15 protein-coding genes and 3 pseudogenes (1 of these 18 only partly in view) are annotated in these 25,952 nt (G+C 62.6%); 15 read left to right on the top strand and 3 right to left on the bottom strand.

The features are described from left to right. Window positions 1-95 precede the first annotated feature (95 nt). Complete coding sequence (locus HAP54_RS46845) at window positions 96-272, top strand: hypothetical protein (protein ID WP_166298075.1); 177 nt, start codon at window positions 96-98, stop codon at window positions 270-272. Window positions 273-889: 617 nt separating this feature from the next. On the opposite strand, the gene HAP54_RS46840 is transcribed toward HAP54_RS46845, so the two are convergent. Then, a complete protein-coding gene (locus HAP54_RS46840) occupies window positions 890-1,783 on the bottom strand; it encodes a 3'-5' exonuclease (RefSeq protein ID WP_166298074.1) in 894 nt (297 codons plus the stop codon). Window positions 1,784-2,096: 313 nt separating this feature from the next. Here HAP54_RS46840 and HAP54_RS46835 point away from each other — a divergent pair. Together HAP54_RS46835 and HAP54_RS46830 are read left to right on the top strand one after the other, a co-directional pair. Next, a pseudogene (locus HAP54_RS46835) lies at window positions 2,097-2,552 on the top strand (TrbI/VirB10 family protein); the annotation flags it as partial. Window positions 2,553-2,555: 3 nt separating this feature from the next. Beyond that, a complete protein-coding gene (locus tag HAP54_RS46830) occupies window positions 2,556-2,771 on the top strand; it encodes a DUF2274 domain-containing protein (protein WP_166298073.1) in 216 nt (71 codons plus the stop codon). An 11-nt stretch (window positions 2,772-2,782) separates the two neighbouring features. On the opposite strand, the gene HAP54_RS46825 is transcribed toward HAP54_RS46830, so the two are convergent. After that, a complete protein-coding gene (locus HAP54_RS46825) occupies window positions 2,783-3,079 on the bottom strand; it encodes a hypothetical protein (protein WP_166298072.1) in 297 nt (98 codons plus the stop codon). Window positions 3,080-3,353: 274 nt separating this feature from the next. On the opposite strand from HAP54_RS46825, the gene tnpA (HAP54_RS46820) reads away from it, so the two are divergent. From tnpA (HAP54_RS46820) to tnpC (HAP54_RS46795), 6 genes are all read left to right on the top strand, one after another. Continuing rightward, entirely contained in the window at window positions 3,354-3,800 is a 447-nt protein-coding gene (gene tnpA, locus HAP54_RS46820) for an IS66-like element accessory protein TnpA (RefSeq protein WP_166205731.1), read from the top strand. Beyond that, window positions 3,781-4,134, top strand: coding sequence for an IS66 family insertion sequence element accessory protein TnpB (tnpB, locus tag HAP54_RS46815; protein ID WP_166205730.1), 354 nt, complete (start codon window positions 3,781-3,783; stop codon window positions 4,132-4,134). Before tnpA (HAP54_RS46820) ends, tnpB (HAP54_RS46815) begins: the two co-directional genes overlap by 20 nt. A 125-nt stretch (window positions 4,135-4,259) precedes the next feature. Continuing rightward, window positions 4,260-5,861: an IS66 family transposase gene (gene tnpC / locus HAP54_RS46810; protein WP_166205729.1), complete on the top strand. Its 1,602-nt coding sequence runs from the start codon at window positions 4,260-4,262 to the stop codon at window positions 5,859-5,861. A 162-nt stretch (window positions 5,862-6,023) separates the two neighbouring features. Continuing rightward, on the top strand, window positions 6,024-6,425 hold the full coding sequence (gene tnpA, locus HAP54_RS46805) for an IS66-like element accessory protein TnpA (protein ID WP_166202958.1): 402 nt from the start codon (window positions 6,024-6,026) through the stop codon (window positions 6,423-6,425). Next, window positions 6,422-6,772 (top strand): IS66 family insertion sequence element accessory protein TnpB, encoded by a 351-nt coding sequence (gene tnpB / locus HAP54_RS46800; RefSeq protein ID WP_166202960.1) that lies wholly within the window; start codon window positions 6,422-6,424, stop codon window positions 6,770-6,772. Before tnpA (HAP54_RS46805) ends, tnpB (HAP54_RS46800) begins: the two co-directional genes overlap by 4 nt. Before the next feature lie 99 nt (window positions 6,773-6,871). Next, on the top strand, window positions 6,872-8,455 hold the full coding sequence (tnpC, locus tag HAP54_RS46795; RefSeq protein WP_166215215.1) for an IS66 family transposase: 1,584 nt from the start codon (window positions 6,872-6,874) through the stop codon (window positions 8,453-8,455). Here tnpC (HAP54_RS46795) and HAP54_RS46790 read toward each other — a convergent pair whose 3' ends face one another. Further along, a complete protein-coding gene (locus tag HAP54_RS46790) occupies window positions 8,456-8,893 on the bottom strand; it encodes a hypothetical protein (protein WP_166202962.1) in 438 nt (145 codons plus the stop codon). Between the two features lie 157 nt (window positions 8,894-9,050). On the opposite strand from HAP54_RS46790, the pseudogene HAP54_RS46785 reads away from it, so the two are divergent. The 6 genes and pseudogenes from HAP54_RS46785 to HAP54_RS46760 form a co-directional block, all read left to right on the top strand. Next, window positions 9,051-9,626 (top strand): annotated as a pseudogene (locus tag HAP54_RS46785) (IS66 family transposase); the annotation flags it as partial. 690 nt (window positions 9,627-10,316) lie between these two features. Continuing rightward, complete coding sequence (locus HAP54_RS46780) at window positions 10,317-11,354, top strand: TauD/TfdA family dioxygenase (RefSeq protein WP_166298071.1); 1,038 nt, start codon at window positions 10,317-10,319, stop codon at window positions 11,352-11,354. Window positions 11,355-11,425: 71 nt separating this feature from the next. Beyond that, entirely contained in the window at window positions 11,426-12,541 is a 1,116-nt protein-coding gene (locus tag HAP54_RS46775; RefSeq protein WP_166298070.1) for a hypothetical protein, read from the top strand. Between the two features lie 136 nt (window positions 12,542-12,677). After that, window positions 12,678-13,200 (top strand): annotated as a pseudogene (locus tag HAP54_RS46770) (transposase); the annotation flags it as partial. Continuing rightward, window positions 13,200-13,523, top strand: coding sequence for a hypothetical protein (locus tag HAP54_RS46765; RefSeq protein ID WP_312022772.1), 324 nt, complete (start codon window positions 13,200-13,202; stop codon window positions 13,521-13,523). The pseudogene HAP54_RS46770 and the gene HAP54_RS46765, both read left to right, overlap by 1 nt. A gap of 4 nt (window positions 13,524-13,527) precedes the next feature. Further along, window positions 13,528-25,952, top strand: partial view of a non-ribosomal peptide synthase/polyketide synthase gene (locus HAP54_RS46760; protein ID WP_210297447.1) — the 5' end (the start) only. Its footprint extends 19,639 nt past the window's final position; 12,425 of the gene's 32,064 nt are visible here — the first part of the coding sequence; it begins with the start codon at window positions 13,528-13,530; the stop codon falls past the right edge of the window.

Genomic DNA, 25,952 nt, shown 5'->3' with positions numbered 1-25,952 from the left:
CCGTCCGCTTTTCCAAGTTACGGACGGCCCCAACTCCGGGGCTCGAGGTCAGAGCTGCCAGAGCGGCTTTCGATGCAGAAGGAGGGTATTGCCATGTGGCGCAATACCGGCTGCTACTGCTTGTATTTGCCACCAAAGGGCAGGCCAAAATGGTGGCAAAAGAATTGAAGCGTGCCGATGCCGCGGCGATCAACCTGGAAGTTGGCCCAAGGCAAATATTCAGGAGCGAATCCCAGAACGCCAAGGAACAGTCAGCGTTCACTGAACGTTAGCACTCGTGCGAGAAGTCCGCTGGTGCGTGTGATGACGGACGATGGCGCGCGCCGCGACCGGGCGCAAGGAAGCGCATATGACTGACGGAAACCCCATTGCACCAACTGCTACGCCGGAACAGCGAATAGATCAGGCTTCAGAAGCGATCCGTCGAATGGCTGAAGACGCCGTCTTCGAACCTCTGCCGCAGCAGGATCGGTGGCTGCAGCTCCTGACCGAAGCGACAAGAGCGGCTCCGCTTCAATCACTCGCCTTCGCATTCCTGCTAGGGGTTTTTCTGGCTCGTCGATAGCCTGGACACCGGTTGGCCGACGAGAGCATTTCGCCGCCTCAAAATACTCCCTGGTTGCAAGTCAAAGGATAGGAGCAAGCGGTCAAGCGCAATCACTCTTCCCCACCACTGCCGCGTTGACAGTGTGGCGTCTCTCGATGGGCCCATGCTCCTCTCCTTCCCAGTCGCCGATCGTGACACAAGTAGCGCATCAATAATCAGAGTGAGCCGTGACCAGAGATGGTTCGCCATTCATCGCAACACTGGCAACTACGGGCAGCCGGCGGACCTCGTCGCTGCGTCGCGTTTGAACTTCCTTGCGACCGCCGGCCGCGGGCGGGTTGTTCAGACCCTTACGGAAAAGCGGTCGAACGCAGTGAGTACCTGGATCCGGATCTCGACGTCTCGTTGATAGATCGTTCTCTGCAGGTATTCGATTTCGGGTGCCTGATCGGGCTCGTCGACATCGATGTACCAGGAGCGCGGCCGGCCATCCGCGCCGTCGCTCCAGCGATACCCGCGGCGCTTGAGCTCGTCCTTGAGCTCGAAAGGAGACTGCTCGGCCCAGATCCTGATCGTCTTGCGGCGGGCCCGCTCGAGCAGAACAGAGAGCACGGTGCGATCGAGATGGGGCAGGGTCATTGCGAGGATCTCGAGCAGTGCAAGGCAATCGTCGACCGCCCGGTGCGCCTCGTGAAATAGTCCGGCCTTCATCAGGAGATAGGACAGGCGCGATCCCTCGAAGCGATGGCTGCGCCATTCGACCTCGCTGACCGAGCAGGCCCAGGCCTTGTGCGTGAAGAGGCGCGCGTAACGCTCCATGAACTTGCGATCGAACGCGGCGTTGTGGGCGATGGTCACGACCGCATCGGAGGCGAAGGCGTTGATGCGCTCCTCATCCAGGCTGTGGCCCTCGACCATCTGCTCGGTGATGCCGGTCAGCCCTGTGATCTCGGCGGGAATGGCGATCGACGGCTGGTTGAAGCAGCTGAAGGTGTCGATGACCTGGCCGATCCTTCCGTCGGCCAGATAGCTGAACTTGACCATCCCGAGTTCGATGATCTCGTCGCGGACAGGATCGAGACCCGTGGTCTCGACGTCGAGCAGAATCGCGGTCCTGGTCGATTGCCCGTCGCCAGGGGTGAATTCGGAGCGTGGAACCAGCCGGCGCAGCACCCGGTAGTCGGGCGACTGCTCCAGCATGCCGGCGATTTCGGCCAAGGTCGGTTGAACGGTCATATCGGACGGCGCGACCCAAATTATCTGGCGGATGGTCTCCAAGCTTATCCGATCAGATTGGACCGGGCACGGCAGCACCTGTGGATAGGTCTCTGGCCGGCGGTTGGGACCCGGCGGCAGAACGGCTTTTCTCGCCCGTGGAACCGGCTTGGCGATCCAGAGCAGTCCTGCGCGCCGCCGGCTGCGGGCGGGCTTTCGTAGGCCGTGCCGCTTCGCGTCACGGCCTCGCGGCTTCGATCCCTCGTGCCGTGACCTGTTTGCGATCACAATATTCGGAAAAAACGAAATAAGACTCGACGGAACACCCAACTCACTTTTATCGCAAGGGACTCGGCTCGTGGGCAAATACGACAGCGTCGTCGCCTTTGGCCAGAAGCGGGCGCTGGTCGTCTGGACGAGGCTTATCTTGCCGAGCGGCAATTCGATCGTGATCGAGAACCTTCCGGCCACTGACGTCGCGGGCTACGCCGGCCTCGAGGATGAGGTGGACTTCCATACCTGGCAATTGCTCAAGGGCGTAGCGCTGGCCACCTTGATCGGAGTGGGGACCCAACTATCGATAGGCAATGACGAAAGCGACCTCGTGAAGGCCTTGCGTGGAAGCACGCAGCAAACGACCAATCGTGCGGGGCAGCGCCTAGTGGAGCGCGAACTCGACGTGCAGCCGACGATTACGGTGCGGCCGGGATGGCCGCTGCGGGTGATTGTTTCGAAGGATCTGGTGCTGAAGCCGTACCAGGACGTTCCGCCGGTTGCGAAGGGTAGATGAGGGATGAAGCTTGCAAAGCTGCCTGATCGGACCCCAGTTAAGATGAACATTCTGGTCGCGCCAGGACTTGCAAAGCGATTGCGTGGGTACGCGGATTTTTATGCGGAGACGCATGGAAGCCGAGAGGAGGTCGCGGAGCTGATACCGTTTATTTTGGAAGCATTCCTCGACAGTGATTCAGCATTCAAACGAAGAGTGGTGACGCGCAAGGTCGAATAAATGAGACCTGATCATCTTGGTGAGTATTGATCATCGAGCTTACGATATTTAAGGAGTGCAATTGTCGCTCTCACGCGTTGAATTGAAGTCTCAAGTACGTGAAGCAATGCATCAAGCTCCGGCTCTCCGATCTCATCCCTACGTAGGTTATCTGCGGCCAGAACTTGCTCGACCAGCTCAGCCAATGGCACTTCTTGGAAGCCATTGTTCGAGGTCATCTGGGAGAGCCGAGATACTTCAGCGCGACTAATGATCGTTCCTTTACTCGTCAGCGACGCTGTCAAATGCAGTGGAATCGCTTCTGCCACCACGCAGCTCGGGATTCTGACCGCCGCCAGTGTCGTGCCAGTTTGAGGGGAGCGATATCCAAAGTGAAACGCATTTCCCGCTGCCGCATCGGCGGGTCTACAAAGGGTTCGAAGTCGAGTGCCATGGGTGCGCTCCATTTTTGTTGAGTATACTCAATTGATGAATATGCTCAACAAAAAGCATCTCGTTCGTAAGCGCTCCTTTCTACGCACCTATGCAGTTGAGCGCGGGGATGGGATGAGGTGTCCACCATGAGCGAGGTGGACACGATCGATGATCACTCCAGAAGAACCTTTGAGACTTGAGACGGTCGGCGTGTTGCGCAATGGCCGGCGTCGCTATGATCCGGCCAGCAAACAGCGGCTGGTCGAGGCCTGTCTGCAGTCTGGCGTGTCGCTGGCGGGGCTTGCGCTGCAACACGGCGTGAACGCGAACCTGCTGCGCAAGTGGGTGGCCAAGCGACAACTTCAGAACGGGGATGGCCAGCCGGAGGCGCGGGCGCCGATTGCGCCAGCCTTTATTCCGGTTCGCGCGCCGTCGCCGTCGCCAACTCGATCTGCTGGCGCGATTGCGGTTTGCGCGACGGAGCGATCCTGTGCAGGGCGGCTGACGGCATCGATGCCCAACGGCGTGACGCTTTCGCTGGAAGGCGGCGACGCGCAGTTGCTGTCGGCGGTGATTGAAGCGCTGGGGCGTTGCGATGTTCCGACTGGCGTCTGATCTTCGGGTCTACCTTCACCGCGAACCGATTGACTTCCGGGCGGGCATCAACAGCCTGGCGATCGTGGTCGAGCAGTCGATGGGGCTGGATCCGTTCCAGCGCGCGGTGTTCGCGTTCTGCAATCGTCGCCGCGACCGGATCAAGCTGCTGATTTATGATCGGTCAGGATTTTGGATGCTGCTGAAGCGGCTGGAGGCCGACAGATTCCACTGGCCCCGAAGTCAGGAGGCGGTGCTGACGCTGACGACGGAGGAGCTGCACTGGCTGCTTGACGGCATCAACATCGCGGCGGTGCGTCGTCATCCGGTGCGGCAATATCAGAGCGTGGGCTGAGCGTGTTCGATGCGGGCGGCGTCATCGGGCTTCGGCATGGCCGTTCTCAGATGACGCGGCCGAAGACATGACGAAGACATGGGAGCCCGGTTGACGCGGCGGCATGACTTCGATTCAAGACTCCGATGAGTCGCAAGCCCACGACGCACGAACTGGAAGCCTTGATCGCGGCGCACGCGGCCGAGATCGCGGCGCTGAAGGCCGAAAACGAGAAACTCGCACAACGCGTGCTGCATCTAGAGGAGCAGTTGCGCCTGGAGCGCCTGCACCGGTATGCGCCGAAGAGCGAAAAGCTCAAGGAGCGCATCTTCAACGAAGCCGAGCAGGCCGCCGCTGAAAGCCGGGACGACGACGATGTCGAGGCGGTCGCCGTGCCGGACACGGGATTGCCGGAGGCTCCAAAGCCGGCGCCGAAGGCACGCGGCCGCAAGCCGCTGCCTGACGATCTGCCGCGCCAACGCGTCGAACACGATCTGGGTGAGGATCAAAAGGACTGTCCGTGCTGCCATAATCGGATGCATCGGATGGGCGAGACCGTCACCGAGCAGTTGCACGTCGAGGTCAAGGCGTCGGTGCTGCAACATGTGCGGTTCAAATATGCCTGCCGTCACTGCGAGCGCACCGCGCTGAACACCCCGATTGTGACCGCGCCGATGCCGGCGCAGCCGCTGCCGGGTAGCGTCGCCACGCCATCGACGCTGGCGCTGGTGCTCGCCAACAAATACGTCGACGGCACGCCGCTGTACCGTGTGGCGGACGCGCTGGGGCGCGCCGACGTCAGCATCAGCCGCGGGACGCTGGGCAACTGGGTGATCCGGGCGAGCGAGTTGCATCTGCATCGGGTCTATGACGCGCTACAGCAAAAGCTCATGTCGCAGCCCCTGGTCCACGGCGACGAAACCTGGGTCCAGGTTCTTAAAGAGGACGGCCGTGATGCGCAGGCCAAATCCTTCATGTGGGCCTATCGCAGCGGCCAGGACTGCGCGCAGCCGGTCGTGCTGTTCGATTACCAGCCCGGTCGCGGCCAGCAACATCCTCAGGCCTTCCTGGCCGGCTATCGCGGCTTGTTGATGAGCGACGGCTATGACGCCTGGCGCACGCTGACAGGCGCGACCCATCTCGGCTGTATGGCGCATGCGCGCAGGAAATTTACCGATGCGCTCAAGGCCAGGACAAAGCCTGGCGGTCCGCCATTGCAGGCGCTCAAGTTCTTCGAGGCGTTGTACGAGGTCGAGAGGGTGGCGCGCCAGACGCCGCCCGACGGCGAAACGCGCGCCGCATACACCTTGCGGCTGCGCCAGCAGCATAGCCTGCCGGTATTGGCCGCCTTCCGGACCTGGCTCGACGACCAGGCGCCGAAGGTGCTACCCGAAAGCTTGACCGGCAAGGCGATCGCCTATGCACGCAACCAATGGGATTATCTGACCCGTTACACCAGTGACGGTCTCGCCCCGATCGATAACAATGTTCTGGAGCGCGACATCAGGCCGTTTTGCACCGGACGAAAAAGTTGGCTGTTCAGCGACACCGTTGCCGGCGCCAAGGCAAGCGCCGTGATCTACAGTTTGGTGCTGACATGCCGGGCATGCGGCGTCGATCCCTATGCATGGCTACGTCACGCGCTCACCGAATTGCCCCAACGCGCGCCAGACGCCGATATCGAAGATCTGTTGCCGTTCAATTGCACCGCTCAAAAAAACCTGCCAGCTGACAACGACAGCGGCTGACCGTCAAACGCTCAGGATCAATCAAGCCGTTCCGATGTGAGCGTCATGCGGAGACCACGCGCTGAGGGTTGATCTGGTCGGCTAGGAAGATCTCGCGGAATGGTTTGTCGCGAGGTCACAATGTCAAAGGATAGTCGTAAGGATAGCGATAAGGATAGGCATATGCCTATCCTCGAACACGGCGCCGACACGCTGCAGCGTGTCGAGATCATCACCGGGACGGGCCGACGTCGGCGCTGGTCGACCGATGCGAAGGCGGCGATTGTTGCGGAGAGTTTTGCGCCGGGTGCAAGCGTGTCCGCAGTGGCGCGGCGACACGACATCAGTCCAAGCCTGTTGTTTCTCTGGCGTCGCCAGGCTACGCGGGCGCAGGTCGCGGAGCGCGGGGACAGAGGCATGCCACCTGGCTTTGTGCCGGTCGCGATCACCGGCTGTGGGCGCCCGAGTGAGGAGCAGGCGGCGATCGAGATCGAGGTCGGCGCGATTCGCATCCGTGTCAGGGGGACAGTCGACCGGGAGGCACTGTGCGAGGTGCTGGCGGCGGTCGGGACGGTTGGTCGATGATCGGGCTTCGAGCTGGGTTGTCGATCTGGATTGCGACGCAGCCGGTCGATTTCCGCCGCGGCATGGACTCGCTGGCGATGCTGGTGAGCGAGGCCTTTGGAGCCGATCCGTTCGACGGCGGACTTTATGTCTTCCGCTCCAAGCGCCGAGATCGCGTGAAGATCCTGACTTGGGATGGAAGCGGCCTTGTCCTTTACTACAAAAGAATCGAGGGGCAGTTCACCTGGCCGCCGATCAAGGAAGGCGTCATGTCGCTATCTCATGCTCAGCTCTCGGTGCTGCTCGATGGCTCGGACTGGAAGCGTGTGCCGATGCGAGTTGTGGATCAGCCGATGCGAGCTGGTTGATCATTATCAAGAGTCGTTCGTCACTCATGCGGAGTTGTTGTAGAATCGCTCTGCATGAGTGATTTGCCTTCCGATCCAGCATTGCTCCGACAAGCCGTGATGACGCTATCGTCACGGCTTGCGGCGTTGTCGGAGGAATGCAGCACGCTGGCGACCGAGCGTGATGCAGCGATCGCCCAACGCGACGCTGCGATCCAGGAGAACGACAAGCTCCTGATGATCCTGTCCCAGTACAAGCGCACGATCTTCGGTCCGCGCTCCGAGACACTGGATATCGGACAGCTGTCTCTCTTCACCATCAGGGCACAGGCGGTTCGTGCCGCCGCCAACGACGACGTGACCGGAGGCAGGCTGCCTGACGGAGCGGAGGGCCGTGGAAAGCGACCGGCGCGACGCAACCGGGGGAAGCTTCCGGAGCATTTGCCGCGCATCGATGTCGTGATCGATATCGAGAGCCACATCTGCCCTTGCTGCGGCGAGCAGCTGCACAAGATCGGGGAGACCGTCAAGGAAGCCTTCGACGTCATTCCGATGCAGTACCGGGTCAAGCGCATCATGCGTCCACGGTACGGCTGCCGGGGATGCCGCCAGGGTGTTCTGCAGGCACCCGCGCCGGCCCAGGCGATCGACGGTGGAATGGTGACGGAAGCCTTGCTGGCCCACGTCGCGGTGATGAAATACGGCTACCAGCTGCCGCTGTATCGCCAGGAACAGATGTTTGCCGCCCAAGGCATCACGCTCGACCGGCAAACGCTGGCCTCGTGGATGGGCCGCGTCGCCTGGTGGCTGAAGCCGCTTCACGCGCTGTTGCGCCGCGCAGTGATGTCCTACCCGCGGCTGTTTGCCGACGAGACGCCGCTGCCAGTTCTCGATCCCGGCCGTGGCAGAACCAAAGTCTGCCAGTTCTGGGCGATCGCCACCGACGACCGCCCGTGGGGCGGCCCGGCGCCGCCGGCAGTAGTCTACGTGTTCGCCGAGGATCGCAAGGCAATCCGCGCCAGGCAGCTGTTTGGAGACTACGACGGCATCCTGCAGGTCGACGGCTACGCCGGGTACAAGGGGCTGATTAAAAACGGCGGCCGTCTGGTACAACTGGCGTTCTGCTTCGCGCATGCGCGGCGGAAGTTCTGGGACGTCCACATCGCGACGAAATCGCCGATTGCCGCGGAAGCGCTGCAGCGGATCGCGATGTTCTACGCCATTGAGGATCGCATTCGCGGTTTGCCGGCGACGCAGCGAGCTGCGGTGCGACAATCCGACACCAGACCGCTGATCGAGGACTTCAAGCCCTGGCTCGAGGCGCGACTGCTGGAAGTCTCGAAGAAATCCGGCCTTGGCAAGGCGATCCGCTACACCCTCAACCATTGGGATGGCCTGACGCGATTCATCGATGATGGGCGCATCGAGATCGACAGCAATACGGTCGAACGCAGCATCAAGCCGATCGGGCTGGGAAAGAAAAACTATCTGTTCGCAGGCAGTGAGGGCGGCGCCGAAACCTGGGCCACTCTCGCATCACTCATCAACTCCGCAAAGCTTCACGACATCGACCCACGGCACTATTTTACTGATGTTCTCGAGCGCATCGTCTCCGGACGTACCAAGATCAATCAGCTGAACACGCTGCTGCCGTGGAATTGGAAAGCCGAGCGCGATGGTTCGGAGCCAAAGCTCGCCGCTTGATCAGTTCGACGGCACGGCGTCGGGAACTTCCTGCGCATCGCTGGCGTCGTCGTAGATCTCTTCGCGGATCACGCGCAGCGTTACCTCGTGCAGATACACTTGCAGCGCACCCTCCAGCTCGGTGAACTCGGGCAGCAGGACTCGATCAACGAAGCCCCGTGACGCACGGACCATCACCGTGTTACGTCGCTGTCGGCGATAACGAAACGGCCGCAGCCCATATCGGCGGCAAAGCGCCAGAAACAGGTGCCGAGACCACTGGTCGGGAAGTGAGAATTGCTGTTCGATCGGTGGATCGTGGCGAGCAAGTTCCTCGACCCGGGCCCGCACCCGCTGCAGCGCGGCTTCCGCTGCAAGGCGCTCACCAGCAGTTCCGGCCCCCACGAACAACGCCTCGATCTTCCGAAGCTTCTCGCGCAGCTGCGACTCGCTGGTCATTCTGATCCCCGTTGCCCGCTCCGAACCGGGATCAACCCATCACCGCGCGCCGGCGGCGTCAATCATCCCGACCGCGCTATCCAGAGCATTCCGCGCAAGTCAAGCCCAGGCACCCGTGATCCTCTCGTGACGCTCACGTTCCGATGATCCCGCTGGGCCCCGGCGCCACGCGACGCCGCGGCCAGCCGCGCGCGCAGCCTGTGCAGTAAAATGCGCGCTTACTGTCAGACGCCTCGATACGTTGTTCGAGATCGAGCGCGCCATCAACGGCCGCGGTGCCGGCGAGCGGCGTGCCGCTCGCCAGGAACAGAGTAAGTCACTTCTCGAGGACATGCATGCCTGGCTGCTCCGCGAGCGCGAAACCCTCTCGCGTTCCTCCGAGGTCCTGAAGCCGATTAACTACATGCTCAGGCGCTGGGACGGCTTCGCCCGCTTCCTCGACGACGGCAGGATCTGCTTGACCAACAATTGCGCTGAGCGCGCATTGAGAGGCATCGCCTTGGGAAGGCGCAACTGGACCTTCGCCGGCAGCCAGCGCGGCGCCGACCGTGCCGCCATCATGCTGACGATGATCACGACCTGTCGCCTCAACGACGTCGATCCCAAGGCCTGGCTCGCCGACGTCCTGGCCCGTATCGCCGATCATCCCGCATCGCGTCTGCACGAGCTCTTGCCCTGGGAATGGAAGCTCCTGCGCCAGGCCGACAAGCCAGCCAATCAGCAGGCCGCCTGACCTTCACCCTTCACCCAATGCCATCATAGACCTCGCCGTGCCCGCGCGCATGCGTCAATCAGGCGGCCTCCGTCGTATGCGTACGCTTCATCTGACCGTACCTTTTTCAGACCTTCTGGAGAAAATACTCCATTGGCAGGTCAGAAGTGTTGCAGTTGTCAACTACAAGGATTTGCAGCTTACGGAAGCGGCTATTCGCCTTAGATTTTCGAAATCCATCGCGGTGACGAGCCCTTTGGGCCGCATTGGAGCGGCTCCACGACCGAAAGTCGCGCGCGATGCCAAGCTTCCTTGTTTTGAAGGATGCCCCGCCGGATCCACACAAGACGCGCGCGCTTTAGGACGTTGCGCGGGGCGGGGCGCCTGAAATTAGGAGAAGATCATGGACGGCAAGCAAGGTCATTCGCAGTTTGGGATCGCGCCGTACCCAGTTCAGTGCGGAGCGGCTGGAGGCCCGAGCCGGGAAGCCAGGCATTGGTCAAATTTTACAAATGGTTGGCTGCCCGACGTGACTCTTGTCGGATCGCAACTCCTCGGATTGCCGCAGTTTACGAAAAGGTGGGAGCGACGCTCATTGAACGGAATAAGTTCTTCGGCACGGCCGCATCGATGTGCAGGGAAAGCTAATTAATGGGGCGCCCTTCAGGCGAACGCTGGAACAAATCGACCTGAGTTCATAAGGAAGCAGAGATGCACACATTAGTCCACGTCATTGATGCAACGAGCCTCGATTTGAGGCGCTTTATTGAGTGGTCTTCGAGTTTTCCGGACCCCTACAGAGAGCCTGTCGCGGCTTCCGATCAGGGAAAGGTGGGCTTCGACCATCTGCAATTTAGCTTCCAAAATGCATTGCACGAATTCGCTAAGAAACCATACCTAGGCGCGCTCTTGTTTACTGGCCTACCCATATGCGCTGATGTTGCACCAACTCCAACCCGGCCATTCAGCCAAGCCGGCTTGGAGAGGATCGGAAGTGAAGCCCTCCTCTTCTCAATCTCCTCCGCATTTGGAGATCCCTACAGCTATCGTGAATGGGAGGGCGGACTCCTTGTTCATAACCTGTATCCAATTCGGCAGCATGCAACGGTGCAACTTGGATCGAACTCCGTGTTACTTCGAATGCACACGGAAAAGCCGTTTCGCGATATCTCTCCTGACTATGTTAGCCTTCTATGTTTGCGAGGCGATCCAAGCAATGATGCCATAACTTACCTTTGTGATATTCATCGGATTGTCGAGGCGCTCCCGTTCGGTTCGAAAGAGCTGCTTCGGATGCCCCTATACGCATTTGAGACGGATAACCCGCATCTCGTGAGAGACGGCGTCGGTTATACGATGCCACGTCCGATCGTGCGCGAGCGTGACGGTCGCGTGATTTACGAATACGTCGACTATCTTTCGGCTCTTACCGAGGAATCGAAACATGTACTGAATATACTGCGAACAACGATCACCGAGACTGCAACAGAAGTGCGCCTGAGTGCTGGGGACCTGTTAATAATGGACAACTCACATGTCGTCCATGGTCGGAGTCCTTATCAACCCAGTTACGATGGTGCAGATAGTTGGCTGCAACGTCTTCTGATCTCCCGCAGGACGGATAAAGGAAACCTGAGCTCTACTGAGCAATTAATTGCCGATTCCTGCATTTCTGGATACGCCAGCGAATACCAAATGCTTCTGAAGCGCGAACAGAAAAAGGGAAGTGTCGAACTGGTTTCAGACTAGCGCCAGAATAATGTATCCAGCGAGAGCGTGGAGCATTTCCCCCAATTCCTTCTAGCAAGTGGAGTGTGGCCATGGGTTCCCAGAAAAAAAGAGCCGCCAAATTCGACCTTGCTCTGGAGAATCAGCATGGAGTGCGTATCGAGGAAGTCTTTCGCCTCGGCGCACTAAGAGATGGAATTCAGCTTCTCACTGCCAACATCCGCTTTCCAATCCTCGGGCAGGTAATACCGAGAATTGAAATCGAAATATTTGGTCCGGAGTTTTTCAAGAAGAGCACGGTGCGAGTCAACTCGAGATCACCATTTATGTTTGACGGAGCCTCCCTCTACGCATCAATAAACGGCAAAATTGAACAGGTCCCCTGTCGACAATGTGCCGACCCCGAACGGGCGGCAAGCGGCATGTACAACTTTGGAATGATGCGCGCGAATGGCCCTCGTAGTTTTGTATTTGATTATCATGTGTACTGTTGTTACTCGTGTGAGTTTTGTTTCAAGGAGAATGAATGGGAGGTGCTGGCGATTCAGGGGGGCGGCAATACGGATTACAAGGCCAATTTTCAAGAGTGTTTAGATTATGTGACGAAGCACGGCAGCTCGTTTGAAAGCAAATACGACATTATTTGGCTATGCACCGGAAGCATAAAGGATGAAACGACGGAACTGGATCGGCATACGACAATCTCTCGCCGGCTCAGAGAGGCGGGATACACAAGAGGCATTTACGTGTCGCAGGTTGTACCCCCGAGCATTCGAAGCGACCGCAATAAGCGCATAGACTATCTTTCAACTTTGAGAGATGCAGGAATCTCACGGTTCAATACTGGTGTCGAGATCGTCGACCCCGCAATGCGGACAAAGTACATGCGTGGCTTCAAAGCTGAATACAGCGTTGAAGAATACGTCGCCATCTTCACTGACGCAGTTGACGTATTTGGTCGGTTTGGTGCCGGCAGTTGCCTTCTTGCCGGAATTGAGGCTGCAGATAACACAATTAGTGGCTTGGAAGCGTTAGCGAAGATCGGTGTGGCACCTGCCCCGACCGTCTTGACCCCATTCGTAGCAAAGCAAATGGACATTCCATTCTGCTTCGATCTTGAGGAGCTGATAGATACTCATGTTCGCTTCAACGATATCATTGCTTGCTATGAGCTGCCCGTCTTCTCTGGTGTATTCAGCCTCGCTTGACGCATCCGGCAGCTACGACCGCCAGCAGCGTGGCCTGATTGACCTACCACTGAGTTTTCATACGGCAACGGTTAGAGATTCGGAGTTCCAACGCAGTCGCAAGGATGCGCATATTCTTGAGAAAGCAACTGTCGGTCATGTTTCGACCACCGATCCGGACAGCCAGGCTGTACCGCATGGGCAAAGGCAAGGAGACGAAGCTATGCTTCATCGGGCAGGGGCTGATGGAGAACCGTCAAGGCTTGCTGGTTGACGCCTGCCTGACGCTGGCCGACGGCCATGCCGAGCGGGTGGCTGAGCTGCACATGATGGAGCCTCGTACCGACCGGCCGACAGCGATCACGCTTGGCGCCGACCAAGCCTACGATGCAGCAGACTTCGTCAACGAGTTGCGCTCGATGAATGTGACGCCGCACGTTGCACAGAACACCAGCGGCCGTAGCTCTGCGATTGACCGGCGAACGACCCGGCACGGCGGCTATGCTGTCAGTCAGCGCATCCGCAAGCGCATCGAGGAAGCATTCGGCTGGATCAAGACAGTCGCCGGGCAGGAGAAGACTAGCTTTCATGGCCGCGATCGCGTCGCATGGGCCTTTGCATTTGCCGCCGCCACCTACAATCTGGTGCGGCTTCCCAAGCTGATCGCGGGGGCCGACTGATGGCCAAGGCGCCCGGCTTCGCCAAGGCCTTTGCCGGCCGCTGGCGCATCGTCGAGATGGACGTCTGGGATAATGACTTTCTCGACCTCGTCGAGGAGGCGCATCTCACCTTCCAGGGCAAGTCCGATGACGAAATCGCCTTTGGGGCTCTCAAGGGCTTCCTGGACGTGCGCTACGGCACCCGCGACGGATCGGCGTGCACCGAGTTCTCATGGGAAGGACACGACGAGAATGATCCGTCCTTGACGTTTGAGGTTTGCGCTCTGGATGGCTACTTCCGATGGCACTTTAGATGCAGGTCGGGTGGCTCCCCAGCATATTGACCGCATGATCCAGCATTCTCAAAATTCGCTTGCTGTGGTTGCCGATGCCGAGCAGCCGGTTGGGCGGAGTAAGCTGCTGCCGTCCGCTGAGCGGGCGTATCTGCTGGAGGAGCTGAACCGGACGGCGGCGGCGTATCCGTCGGAGAAGTGCATCCACGAGCTGTTCGAGGCGCAGGTAGCCAGGGCAGCGGACGCGGTGGCGGTGGTCTGTGCGGACGAGCGCGTCAGCTATGGCGAGCTCAATGCGCGGGCCAACCGCCTGGCGCATCATCTGATCGGGCTCGGGGTGAGGCCGGACCAGCCGGTGGCGATCTGCCTTGAGCGCAGCGTGGCGATGGTGGTGGGGCTTCTGGCGATCCTCAAGGCCGGGGGCGCCTACCTGCCGCTGGACCCGGCCTATCCAAGCGCGCGGCTCAAGCAGGTGCTTGAGGATGCGGCGCCGCGGCTGCTGCTGGCTGACGCGGCCGGACGATCCGTGCTGGGCAGCGCCGCGCTGGCCGATGTCAGCGTGGTCGATCTTACGACAGCCACACCCGCCTGGGCAAACCTGCCCGCCTGCGATCCGGACCCGCGCGCGCTCGGCCTGAGCTCGCGCCACCTCGCCTATGTGATCTACACCTCCGGATCAACAGGCACGCCAAAAGGCGTCATGGTCGAGCATCGGAGCTTGGTCAATCTTGTAGCATGGCATGTGCAAACGTTTTGTCCGCAGCGAGATACCCGCTGCGCACTCACGGCTGGACTAGCATTCGATGCCAGCAGTTGGGAGCTATGGTCTGCGTTATGTAACCGCAGCAGCTTGCTGCTTCCGCCCAGAACATCAGCGGGAGATTCTCTCCATCTGTTAGAATGGTGGCGTGATCAATCGCTGGACGTCGCCTTTTTGATCACGCCGCTCGCTACAATCGCGTTAGAAGATAAGCTGATAAATCCCACATTGGAGTACTTGCTTGTTGGCGGGGATCGTCTCCAGCGTGTGCCTGCGTCTCTACCGGCGGCTCTCAAGCTAATAAACAACTACGGCCCTACCGAAGTGACGGTGGTGGCGACCTCGGGACGGCTCTTCAGCGACAACGCTGTGCCGCATATCGGCCGCCCGATTGCGAACACGCAGGTGTATCTGCTTGATGGTCATGGCGCGCTGGTTCCGTTTGGGGCGGTGGGGGAGCTCTACATTGGCGGGGCCGGGGTTGCGCGTGGGTATCTGAACCGTCCGGAGCTGACGGCGGAGCGGTTCATGGCGAGCCCGTTTGTGGAGGGCGACCGGCTGTACCGGACCGGGGATCTTGCGCGCTACCTGCCGGACGGCAATCTGGAGTTTTTGGGGCGCAACGACGAGCAGGTGAAGATCCGCGGCTTCCGGATCGAGCCTGGCGAGATCGCGGCGCGGCTTGCCGAGCACGCCTGGGTGCGCGAGGCGGTGGTGGTGGCGCGCGAGGATGGCCGCGGCGACAAGCATCTTGTCGGCTATGTGGTGTGCGCGCCCGAGGTCGGATCGGAGGAGCTGGATGGCGGCGCGCTGGCCGGCACCTTGCGCGCACACTTGAGTGCGCGGCTGCCGGAGTACATGGTGCCGGCTGCGTTTGTGCGGCTTGAGGCGCTGCCGCTGACGGTGAACGGCAAGCTGGACCGCCAGGCGCTGCCGGCCCCGGAAGATGAGGCCTATGCGCGCCGCGCCTACGAGCCGCCGCAAGGCGCGGTCGAGACGGCGCTGGCCGAGCTGTGGGCGCAGCTTCTGGGGCTGGAGCGGGTCGGGCGGCACGACCACTTCTTCGAACTGGGCGGCCATTCGCTGCTGGCGGTGCAACTGATGGAGTGTCTGCGGCGGCTGTCGCTCGGCATCGAGGTGCGCACTCTGTTCGCCAAGCCGGTGCTGGCCGATCTGGCGGCAAGCCTTGGCAGCCATCGCGAGGTGGCGGTCCCGGCCAACCTGATCACCGAGCAGAGTCCGGCGATCACGCCAGAGCTGCTGCCGCTGATCGAGCTGGCGCAGGAAGAGATCGACCGGATCGTCGCCACGGTGCCCGGTGGTGTCAGTAACATCCAGGACATTTATGGCTTGTCGCCGCTGCAGGACGGCATCCTGTTCCATCATCTGTTGGCGGCAACGGGCGATCCCTACCTGCTGGTCTGGCAGATGGCGTTTGCCGATCGTGAGCTGCTCGATCGCTATCTGGCCGCGGTCCAGCGGATAGTGGATCGGCACGACATTCTGCGCACCTCATTTGTCTGGGAGGGCTTGTCGCGTCCGGCCCAGGTGGTGTGGCGCACCGCGCCACTGGAGGTGACCGAGGTCGAGCTGGATGGGTGTGATGGTCCCGGCTCCACACAGCTGAGGCTCAGGTTTGATCCGCGCCAGCACCGCATCGACCTTGGTCGGGCGCCGCTGTTGCGGTTTGTGATTGCCCGCGAGCCCGGCAGCGGGCGCTGGGTGCTGCAGCAGCTGCAGCACCATTTGATTGGGGATCACAACACACAGGAGGTGATGCATGCCGAGGTCCGGGCTGTGCTGGAGGGACGCGAGCACGAGCTTGCAGCGCCGCAGCCGTTCCGCAATCTGGTGGCGCAGGCACATCTCGGCGGTGATGCCAGTGCGCATGAAGCGTTCTTCCGGACGATGCTGGCCGACATCGATGAGCCGACCGCGCCGTTTGGCTTGAGCGAGGTCCACGGCGACGGCTGCGGGGTTCACGAGGCCCATCGGATGCTGCCGCAGGCGCTCAACGCGCGATTGCGCAGCCAGGCGCGACGGCTGGGTGTGAGCCTGGCGAGCCTGTGCCATCTGGCCTGGGGACAGGTGGTGGCGCGCAGCAGCGGGCGCGAGCAGGTGGTGTTCGGCACGGTGCTGTTCGGCCGCATGCATGGCGGGGCCGGTGGCGACCGCACCATGGGCCTGTTCATCAACACCCTGCCGCTGCGGCTCGACCTGGACGGCACCGCCGTCGAGGCGAGCGTGCGGAGCACGCATGCGCGGCTCGCCGAGCTGCTGGCGCACGAGCATGCCTCGCTGGCGCTGGCGCAACGCTGCAGCGGCGTTGCAGCGTCGGCGCCGCTGTTCAGCGCGCTGTTGAACTACCACCACAACACGCCGACGCCAATCTCTGGATCGGACGATGTGTTGTCCGGCATCGAATGGCTGGGCGGAGAGGAGCGCACCAACTATCCGCTGACCTTGTCGGTGGAGGATTTTGGCGAGGCGCTGGGTCTGACGGCGCAGGTGACGGAGGGGGTCTCTGCAGATCGGGTCTGCGGCTACATGCAGCGCTCGCTCGAGCAACTTGCGGAGGCGCTGGAGCGGGCGCCGAACACGCCGGTGCGGGAGCTGGACATCCTGCCGTCCGCTGAGCGGGCGTATCTGCTGGAGGAGCTGAACCGGACGGCGGCGGCGTATCCGTCGGAGAAGTGCATCCACGAGCTGTTCGAGGCGCAGGTAGCCAGGGCAGCGGACGCGGTGGCGGTGGTCTGTGCGGACGAGCGCGTCAGCTATGGCGAGCTCAATGCGCGGGCCAACCGCCTGGCGCATCATCTGATCGGGCTCGGGGTGAGGCCGGACCAGCCGGTGGCGATCTGCCTTGAGCGCAGCGTGGCGATGGTGGTGGGGCTTCTGGCGATCCTCAAGGCCGGGGGCGCCTACCTGCCGCTGGACCCGGCCTATCCAAGCGCGCGGCTCAAGCAGGTGCTTGAGGATGCGGCGCCGCGGCTGCTGCTGGCTGACGCGGCCGGACGATCCGTGCTGGGCAGCGCCGCGCTGGCCGATGTCAGCGTGGTCGATCTTACGACAGCCACACCCGCCTGGGCAAACCTGCCCGCCTGCGATCCGGACCCGCGCGCGCTCGGCCTGAGCTCGCGCCACCTCGCCTATGTGATCTACACCTCCGGATCAACAGGCACGCCAAAAGGCGTCATGGTCGAGCATGCTCAGATTGTTCGTCTGTTCGAGGCGACGCAGGACTGGTATGGCTTCACCGAGCACGACGTATGGTGCCTGTTCCACTCCTTCTCGTTCGACTTCTCCGTGTGGGAGTTGTGGGGCGCACTGCGTTATGGTGGTCGTTTGATTCTCGTGTCGAGCGATACCGCTCGCTCTGCTCCTGACTTCCATGATCTCATCTGCAAGTCGGGCGTTACAGTTCTGAACCAGACTCCTTCGGCTTTTAAAGCTCTCTTGGATCTGGAGTGTCAGAGCAGCAGTGTTGGAAACCGTCTTCGCTATGTGATTTTTGGTGGGGAGACTCTGGAACCATCGATTCTGAAGCTGTGGTATGCAAGGCATTCCGATCATTCCCCAAAACTGATCAATATGTACGGCATCACGGAAACAACCGTGCATGCCACCTATCGGCCTCTTGATCCGCCTGATATCGCCGATTCGGGCAGTCTGATCGGAAGGCGCATCCCCGATCTTCGGGTGTATCTGCTTGATGGTCATGGCGCGCTGGTTCCGTTTGGGGCGGTGGGGGAGCTCTACATTGGCGGGGCCGGGGTTGCGCGTGGGTATCTGAACCGTCCGGAGCTGACGGCGGAGCGGTTCATGGCGAGCCCGTTTGTGGAGGGCGACCGGCTGTACCGGACCGGGGATCTTGCGCGCTACCTGCCGGACGGCAATCTGGAGTTTTTGGGGCGCAACGACGAGCAGGTGAAGATCCGCGGCTTCCGGATCGAGCCTGGCGAGATCGCGGCGCGGCTTGCCGAGCACGCCTGGGTGCGCGAGGCGGTGGTGGTGGCGCGCGAGGATGGCCGCGGCGACAAGCATCTTGTCGGCTATGTGGTGTGCGCGCCCGAGGTCGGATCGGAGGAGCTGGATGGCGGCGCGCTGGCCGGCACCTTGCGCGCACACTTGAGTGCGCGGCTGCCGGAGTACATGGTGCCGGCTGCGTTTGTGCGGCTTGAGGCGCTGCCGCTGACGGTGAACGGCAAGCTGGACCGCCAGGCGCTGCCGGCCCCGGAAGATGAGGCCTATGCGCGCCGCGCCTACGAGCCGCCGCAAGGCGCGGTCGAGACGGCGCTGGCCGAGCTGTGGGCGCAGCTTCTGGGGCTGGAGCGGGTCGGGCGGCACGACCACTTCTTCGAACTGGGCGGCCATTCGCTGCTGGCGGTGCAACTGATGGAGTGTCTGCGGCGGCTGTCGCTCGGCATCGAGGTGCGCACTCTGTTCGCCAAGCCGGTGCTGGCCGATCTGGCGGCAAGCCTTGGCAGCCATCGCGAGGTGGCGGTCCCGGCCAACCTGATCACCGAGCAGAGTCCGGCGATCACGCCAGAGCTGCTGCCGCTGATCGAGCTGGCGCAGGAAGAGATCGACCGGATCGTCGCCACGGTGCCCGGTGGTGTCAGTAACATCCAGGACATTTATGGCTTGTCGCCGCTGCAGGACGGCATCCTGTTCCATCATCTGTTGGCGGCAACGGGCGATCCCTACCTGCTGGTCTGGCAGATGGCGTTTGCCGATCGTGAGCTGCTCGATCGCTATCTGGCCGCGGTCCAGCGGATAGTGGATCGGCACGACATTCTGCGCACCTCATTTGTCTGGGAGGGCTTGTCGCGTCCGGCCCAGGTGGTGTGGCGCACCGCGCCACTGGAGGTGACCGAGGTCGAGCTGGATGGGTGTGATGGTCCCGGCTCCACACAGCTGAGGCTCAGGTTTGATCCGCGCCAGCACCGCATCGACCTTGGTCGGGCGCCGCTGTTGCGGTTTGTGATTGCCCGCGAGCCCGGCAGCGGGCGCTGGGTGCTGCAGCAGCTGCAGCACCATTTGATTGGGGATCACAACACACAGGAGGTGATGCATGCCGAGGTCCGGGCTGTGCTGGAGGGACGCGAGCACGAGCTTGCAGCGCCGCAGCCGTTCCGCAATCTGGTGGCGCAGGCACATCTCGGCGGTGATGCCAGTGCGCATGAAGCGTTCTTCCGGACGATGCTGGCCGACATCGATGAGCCGACCGCGCCGTTTGGCTTGAGCGAGGTCCACGGCGACGGCTGCGGGGTTCACGAGGCCCATCGGATGCTGCCGCAGGCGCTCAACGCGCGATTGCGCAGCCAGGCGCGACGGCTGGGTGTGAGCCTGGCGAGCCTGTGCCATCTGGCCTGGGGACAGGTGGTGGCGCGCAGCAGCGGGCGCGAGCAGGTGGTGTTCGGCACGGTGCTGTTCGGCCGCATGCATGGCGGGGCCGGTGGCGACCGCACCATGGGCCTGTTCATCAACACCCTGCCGCTGCGGCTCGACCTGGACGGCACCGCCGTCGAGGCGAGCGTGCGGAGCACGCATGCGCGGCTCGCCGAGCTGCTGGCGCACGAGCATGCCTCGCTGGCGCTGGCGCAACGCTGCAGCGGCGTTGCAGCGTCGGCGCCGCTGTTCAGCGCGCTGTTGAACTACCGCCACAACACGCCGACGCCAATCTCTGGATCGGACGATGTGTTGTCCGGCATCGAATGGCTGGGCGGAGAGGAGCGCACCAACTATCCGCTGACCTTGTCGGTGGAGGATTTTGGCGAGGCGCTGGGTCTGACGGCGCAGGTGACGGAGGGGGTCTCTGCAGATCGGGTCTGCGGCTACATGCAGCGCTCGCTCGAGCAACTTGCGGAGGCGCTGGAGCGGGCGCCGAACACGCCGGTGCGGGAGCTGGACATCCTGCCGTCCGCTGAGCGGGCGTATCTGCTGGAGGAGCTGAACCGGACGGCGGCGGCGTATCCGTCGGAGAAGTGCATCCACGAGCTGTTCGAGGCGCAGGTAGCCAGGGCAGCGGACGCGGTGGCGGTGGTCTGTGCGGACGAGCGCGTCAGCTATGGCGAGCTCAATGCGCGGGCCAACCGCCTGGCGCATCATCTGATCGGGCTCGGGGTGAGGCCGGACCAGCCGGTGGCGATCTGCCTTGAGCGCAGCGTGGCGATGGTGGTGGGGCTTCTGGCGATCCTCAAGGCCGGGGGCGCCTACCTGCCGCTGGACCCGGCCTATCCAAGCGCGCGGCTCAAGCAGGTGCTTGAGGATGCGGCGCCGCGGCTGCTGCTGGCTGACGCGGCCGGACGATCCGTGCTGGGCAGCGCCGCGCTGGCCGATGTCAGCGTGGTCGATCTTACGACAGCCACACCCGCCTGGGCAAACCTGCCCGCCTGCGATCCGGACCCGCGCGCGCTCGGCCTGAGCTCGCGCCACCTCGCCTATGTGATCTACACCTCCGGATCAACAGGCACGCCAAAAGGCGTCATGGTCGAGCATCGGAGCTTGGTCAATCTTGTAGCATGGCATGTGCAAACGTTTTGTCCGCAGCGAGATACCCGCTGCGCACTCACGGCTGGACTAGCATTCGATGCCAGCAGTTGGGAACTATGGTCTGCGTTATGTAACCGCAGCAGCTTGCTGCTTCCGCCCAGAACATCAGCGGGAGATTCTCTCCATCTGTTAGAATGGTGGCGTGATCAATCGCTGGACGTCGCCTTTTTGATCACGCCGCTCGCTACAATCGCGTTAGAAGATAAGCTGATAAATCCCACATTGGAGTACTTGCTTGTTGGCGGGGATCGTCTCCAGCGTGTGCCTGCGTCTCTACCGGCGGCTCTCAAGCTAATAAACAACTACGGCCCTACCGAAGTGACGGTGGTGGCGACCTCGGGACGGCTCTTCAGCGACAACGCTGTGCCGCATATCGGCCGTCCGATTGCGAACACGCGGGTGTATCTGCTTGATGGTCATGGCGCGCTGGTTCCGTTTGGGGCGGTGGGGGAGTTCTACATTGGCGGGGCCGGGGTTGCGCGTGGGTATCTGAACCGTCCGGAGCTGACGGCGGAGCGGTTCATGGCGAGCCCGTTTGTGGAGGGCGACCGGCTGTACCGGACCGGGGATCTTGCGCGCTACCTGCCGGACGGCAATCTGGAGTTTTTGGGGCGCAACGACGAGCAGGTGAAGATCCGCGGCTTCCGGATCGAGCCTGGCGAGATCGCGGCGCGGCTTGCCGAGCACGCCTGGGTGCGCGAGGCGGTGGTGGTGGCGCGCGAGGATGGCCGCGGCGACAAGCATCTTGTCGGCTATGTGGTGTGCGCGCCCGAGGTCGGATCGGAGGAGCTGGATGGCGGCGCGCTGGCCGGCACCTTGCGCGCACACTTGAGTGCGCGGCTGCCGGAGTACATGGTGCCGGCTGCGTTTGTGCGGCTTGAGGCGCTGCCGCTGACGGTGAACGGCAAGCTGGACCGCCAGGCGCTGCCGGCCCCGGAAGATGAGGCCTATGCGCGCCGCGCCTACGAGCCGCCGCAAGGCGCGGTCGAGACGGCGCTGGCCGAGCTGTGGGCGCAGCTTCTGGGGCTGGAGCGGGTCGGGCGGCACGACCACTTCTTCGAACTGGGCGGCCACTCGCTGCTGGCGGTGCGGTTGTTGAGCCGGATCTCGCAGGCGCTGGGTGTCGAGCTGCCGCTGAGGACGCTGTTTGCCAAGCCGGTGCTGGCCGATCTGGCGACGAGCGTCGTAGATGAGTTGAGCCGCTCCGGTCCGCAAGACCTGCCGGCCATAGCGCCTGTGTCTCGCGAAGCGCCTCTTGCGCTGTCGTTTGCGCAGCAGCGGCTGTGGTTTTTGGCGCAACTGGATCAGACCAGCACGACCTACCACATTCCGCTGGCGTGGCGGCTGCGGGGGGGGCTTGACCGCACCGCCTGGCGGCGCAGCCTCGATCGTGTGTTGGCGCGTCATGAGGCGCTGCGGAGCATTTTTGTCGCCTCGGAGGGCAAGCCCTGGGTCGAGGTGCTGCCGCCGGATGCGGGGCTGCCGGTGCTGGAGCACGATCTGCGGGACATGGTCGATGCGCAAGCCGCGCTGTCGGAGCTGTGCCAGGAGGAAGCGCGCACGCCATTCGATCTGGCGCGCGGCCCGCTGATCCGCGGTCGGCTAGTCTGCACCTCCGATGAGGAGCACGTGTTCCTGCTGACGCAGCATCATATTGTCTCGGACGGCTGGTCGCTGGGCGTGCTGGTGCGTGAGCTCGGTCAGCTGTACCGGGCGTTTGAGGCTGGACAAGATGATCCACTGCCGGCGCTTGCGATCCAGTATCCGGACTATGCCGCCTGGCAGCGGCAGTGGCTGTCGGGCGAGTGGCTCTCGAGCCAGATGCAGTATTGGCGGAACAATCTATCTGGTGTCCCGGCGCGTCTTGCGTTGCCGACGGACCGGCCGCGGCCGGCGCGCCAGTCGTTTGCCGGGGCCGGTATGGCGGTCGTCATCGATGCGGATCTGACGCGGCGCTTGAGGCGGCTGAGCCGGCGGCATGGCACGACGTTGTTCATGACGGTGCTGGCGGCGTGGGCTGCGGTGCTGTCGCGCCTGTCGGGGCAGGACGACATTGTAATCGGGGTGCCGAGCGCCAATCGCGGCCGCCGCGAGATCGAAGGGCTGATCGGCTTCTTCGTCAATACGCTGGCGCTTCGCCTCGACCTGTCTGGGGAGCCGAGCGTGGCGGAGCTGTTGGAGCGGACGCGGCGCACGGCCTTGGCGGCGCAGGAACATCAGGACCTGCCGTTTGAACAAGTGGTGGAGATCGTGCAGCCGCCACGGCGTCTTGATCACACGCCGTTGTTCCAGGTGATGCTGGCCTGGGAGAACAGCGCCGATGTGTCCTTCGATCTTCCCGGGCTGAGTGTGGAGGCGGCGGGTGGGAGTTACGATCAGGTCAAGTTCGATCTGGAGCTGAACTTAAGCGAGCATGGCGAGGTCATCGCCGGGACGCTGGGGTATGCGACGGCGCTGTTCGATGAAGCGACGATCGAGCGGCAGCGTGGTTATCTGCTGGCGCTGCTGGGTGCGATGGTTGCCGATGCCGAGCAGCCGGTTGGGCGGATTGAGCTGCTGCCGTCCGCTGAGCGGGCGTATCTGCTGGAGGAGCTGAACCGGACGGCGGCGGCGTATCCGTCGGAGAAGTGCATCCACGAGCTGTTCGAGGCGCAGGTAGCCAGGGCAGCGGACGCGGTGGCGGTGGTCTGTGCGGACGAGCGCGTCAGCTATGGCGAGCTCAATGCGCGGGCCAACCGCCTGGCGCATCATCTGATCGGGCTCGGGGTGAGGCCGGACCAGCCGGTGGCGATCTGCCTTGAGCGCAGCGTGGCGATGGTGGTGGGGCTTCTGGCGATCCTCAAGGCCGGGGGCGCCTACCTGCCGCTGGACCCGGCCTATCCAAGCGCGCGGCTCAAGCAGGTGCTTGAGGATGCGGCGCCGCGGCTGCTGCTGGCTGACGCGGCCGGACGATCCGTGCTGGGCAGCGCCGCGCTGGCCGATGTCAGCGTGGTCGATCTTACGACAGCCACACCCGCCTGGGCAAACCTGCCCGCCTGCGATCCGGACCCGCGCGCGCTCGGCCTGAGCTCGCGCCACCTCGCCTATGTGATCTACACCTCCGGATCAACAGGCACGCCAAAAGGCGTCATGGTCGAGCATGCTCAGATTGTTCGTCTGTTCGAGGCGACGCAGGACTGGTATGGCTTCACCGAGCACGACGTATGGTGCCTGTTCCACTCCTTCTCGTTCGACTTCTCCGTGTGGGAGTTGTGGGGCGCACTGCGTTATGGTGGTCGTTTGATTCTCGTGTCGAGCGATACCGCTCGCTCTGCTCCTGACTTCCATGATCTCATCTGCAAGTCGGGCGTTACAGTTCTGAACCAGACTCCTTCGGCTTTTAAAGCTCTCTTGGATCTGGAGTGTCAGAGCAGCAGTGTTGGAAACCGTCTTCGCTATGTGATTTTTGGTGGGGAGACTCTGGAACCATCGATTCTGAAGCTGTGGTATGCAAGGCATTCCGATCATTCCCCAAAACTGATCAATATGTACGGCATCACGGAAACAACCGTGCATGCCACCTATCGGCCTCTTGATCCGCCTGATATCGCCGATTCGGGCAGTCTGATCGGAAGGCGCATCCCCGATCTTCGGGTGTATCTGCTTGATGGTCATGGCGCGCTGGTTCCGTTTGGGGCGGTGGGGGAGCTCTACATTGGCGGGGCCGGGGTTGCGCGTGGGTATCTGAACCGTCCGGAGCTGACGGCGGAGCGGTTCATGGCGAGCCCGTTTGTGGAGGGCGACCGGCTGTACCGGACCGGGGATCTTGCGCGCTACCTGCCGGACGGCAATCTGGAGTTTTTGGGGCGCAACGACGAGCAGGTGAAGATCCGCGGCTTCCGGATCGAGCCTGGCGAGATCGCGGCGCGGCTTGCCGAGCACGCCTGGGTGCGCGAGGCGGTGGTGGTGGCGCGCGAGGATGGCCGCGGCGACAAGCATCTTGTCGGCTATGTGGTGTGCGCGCCCGAGGTCGGATCGGAGGAGCTGGATGGCGGCGCGCTGGCCGGCACCTTGCGCGCACACTTGAGTGCGCGGCTGCCGGAGTACATGGTGCCGGCTGCGTTTGTGCGGCTTGAGGCGCTGCCGCTGACGGTGAACGGCAAGCTGGACCGCCAGGCGCTGCCGGCCCCGGAAGATGAGGCCTATGCGCGCCGCGCCTACGAGCCGCCGCAAGGCGCGGTCGAGACGGCGCTGGCCGAGCTGTGGGCGCAGCTTCTGGGGCTGGAGCGGGTCGGGCGGCACGACCACTTCTTCGAACTGGGCGGCCATTCGCTGCTGGCGGTGCAACTGATGGAGTGTCTGCGGCGGCTGTCGCTCGGCATCGAGGTGCGCACTCTGTTCGCCAAGCCGGTGCTGGCCGATCTGGCGGCAAGCCTTGGCAGCCATCGCGAGGTGGCGGTCCCGGCCAACCTGATCACCGAGCAGAGTCCGGCGATCACGCCAGAGCTGCTGCCGCTGATCGAGCTGGCGCAGGAAGAGATCGACCGGATCGTCGCCACGGTGCCCGGTGGTGTCAGTAACATCCAGGACATTTATGGCTTGTCGCCGCTGCAGGACGGCATCCTGTTCCATCATCTGTTGGCGGCAACGGGCGATCCCTACCTGCTGGTCTGGCAGATGGCGTTTGCCGATCGTGAGCTGCTCGATCGCTATCTGGCCGCGGTCCAGCGGATAGTGGATCGGCACGACATTCTGCGCACCTCATTTGTCTGGGAGGGCTTGTCGCGTCCGGCCCAGGTGGTGTGGCGCACCGCGCCACTGGAGGTGACCGAGGTCGAGCTGGATGGGTGTGATGGTCCCGGCTCCACACAGCTGAGGCTCAGGTTTGATCCGCGCCAGCACCGCATCGACCTTGGTCGGGCGCCGCTGTTGCGGTTTGTGATTGCCCGCGAGCCCGGCAGCGGGCGCTGGGTGCTGCAGCAGCTGCAGCACCATTTGATTGGGGATCACAACACACAGGAGGTGATGCATGCCGAGGTCCGGGCTGTGCTGGAGGGACGCGAGCACGAGCTTGCAGCGCCGCAGCCGTTCCGCAATCTGGTGGCGCAGGCACATCTCGGCGGTGATGCCAGTGCGCATGAAGCGTTCTTCCGGACGATGCTGGCCGACATCGATGAGCCGACCGC

The organism is Bradyrhizobium sp. 2S1 (genome assembly GCF_011516625.5).
GTDB classification, from domain to species: domain Bacteria; phylum Pseudomonadota; class Alphaproteobacteria; order Rhizobiales; family Xanthobacteraceae; genus Bradyrhizobium; species Bradyrhizobium septentrionale.
This window is presented reverse-complemented; position numbering and strand designations above follow the sequence as displayed.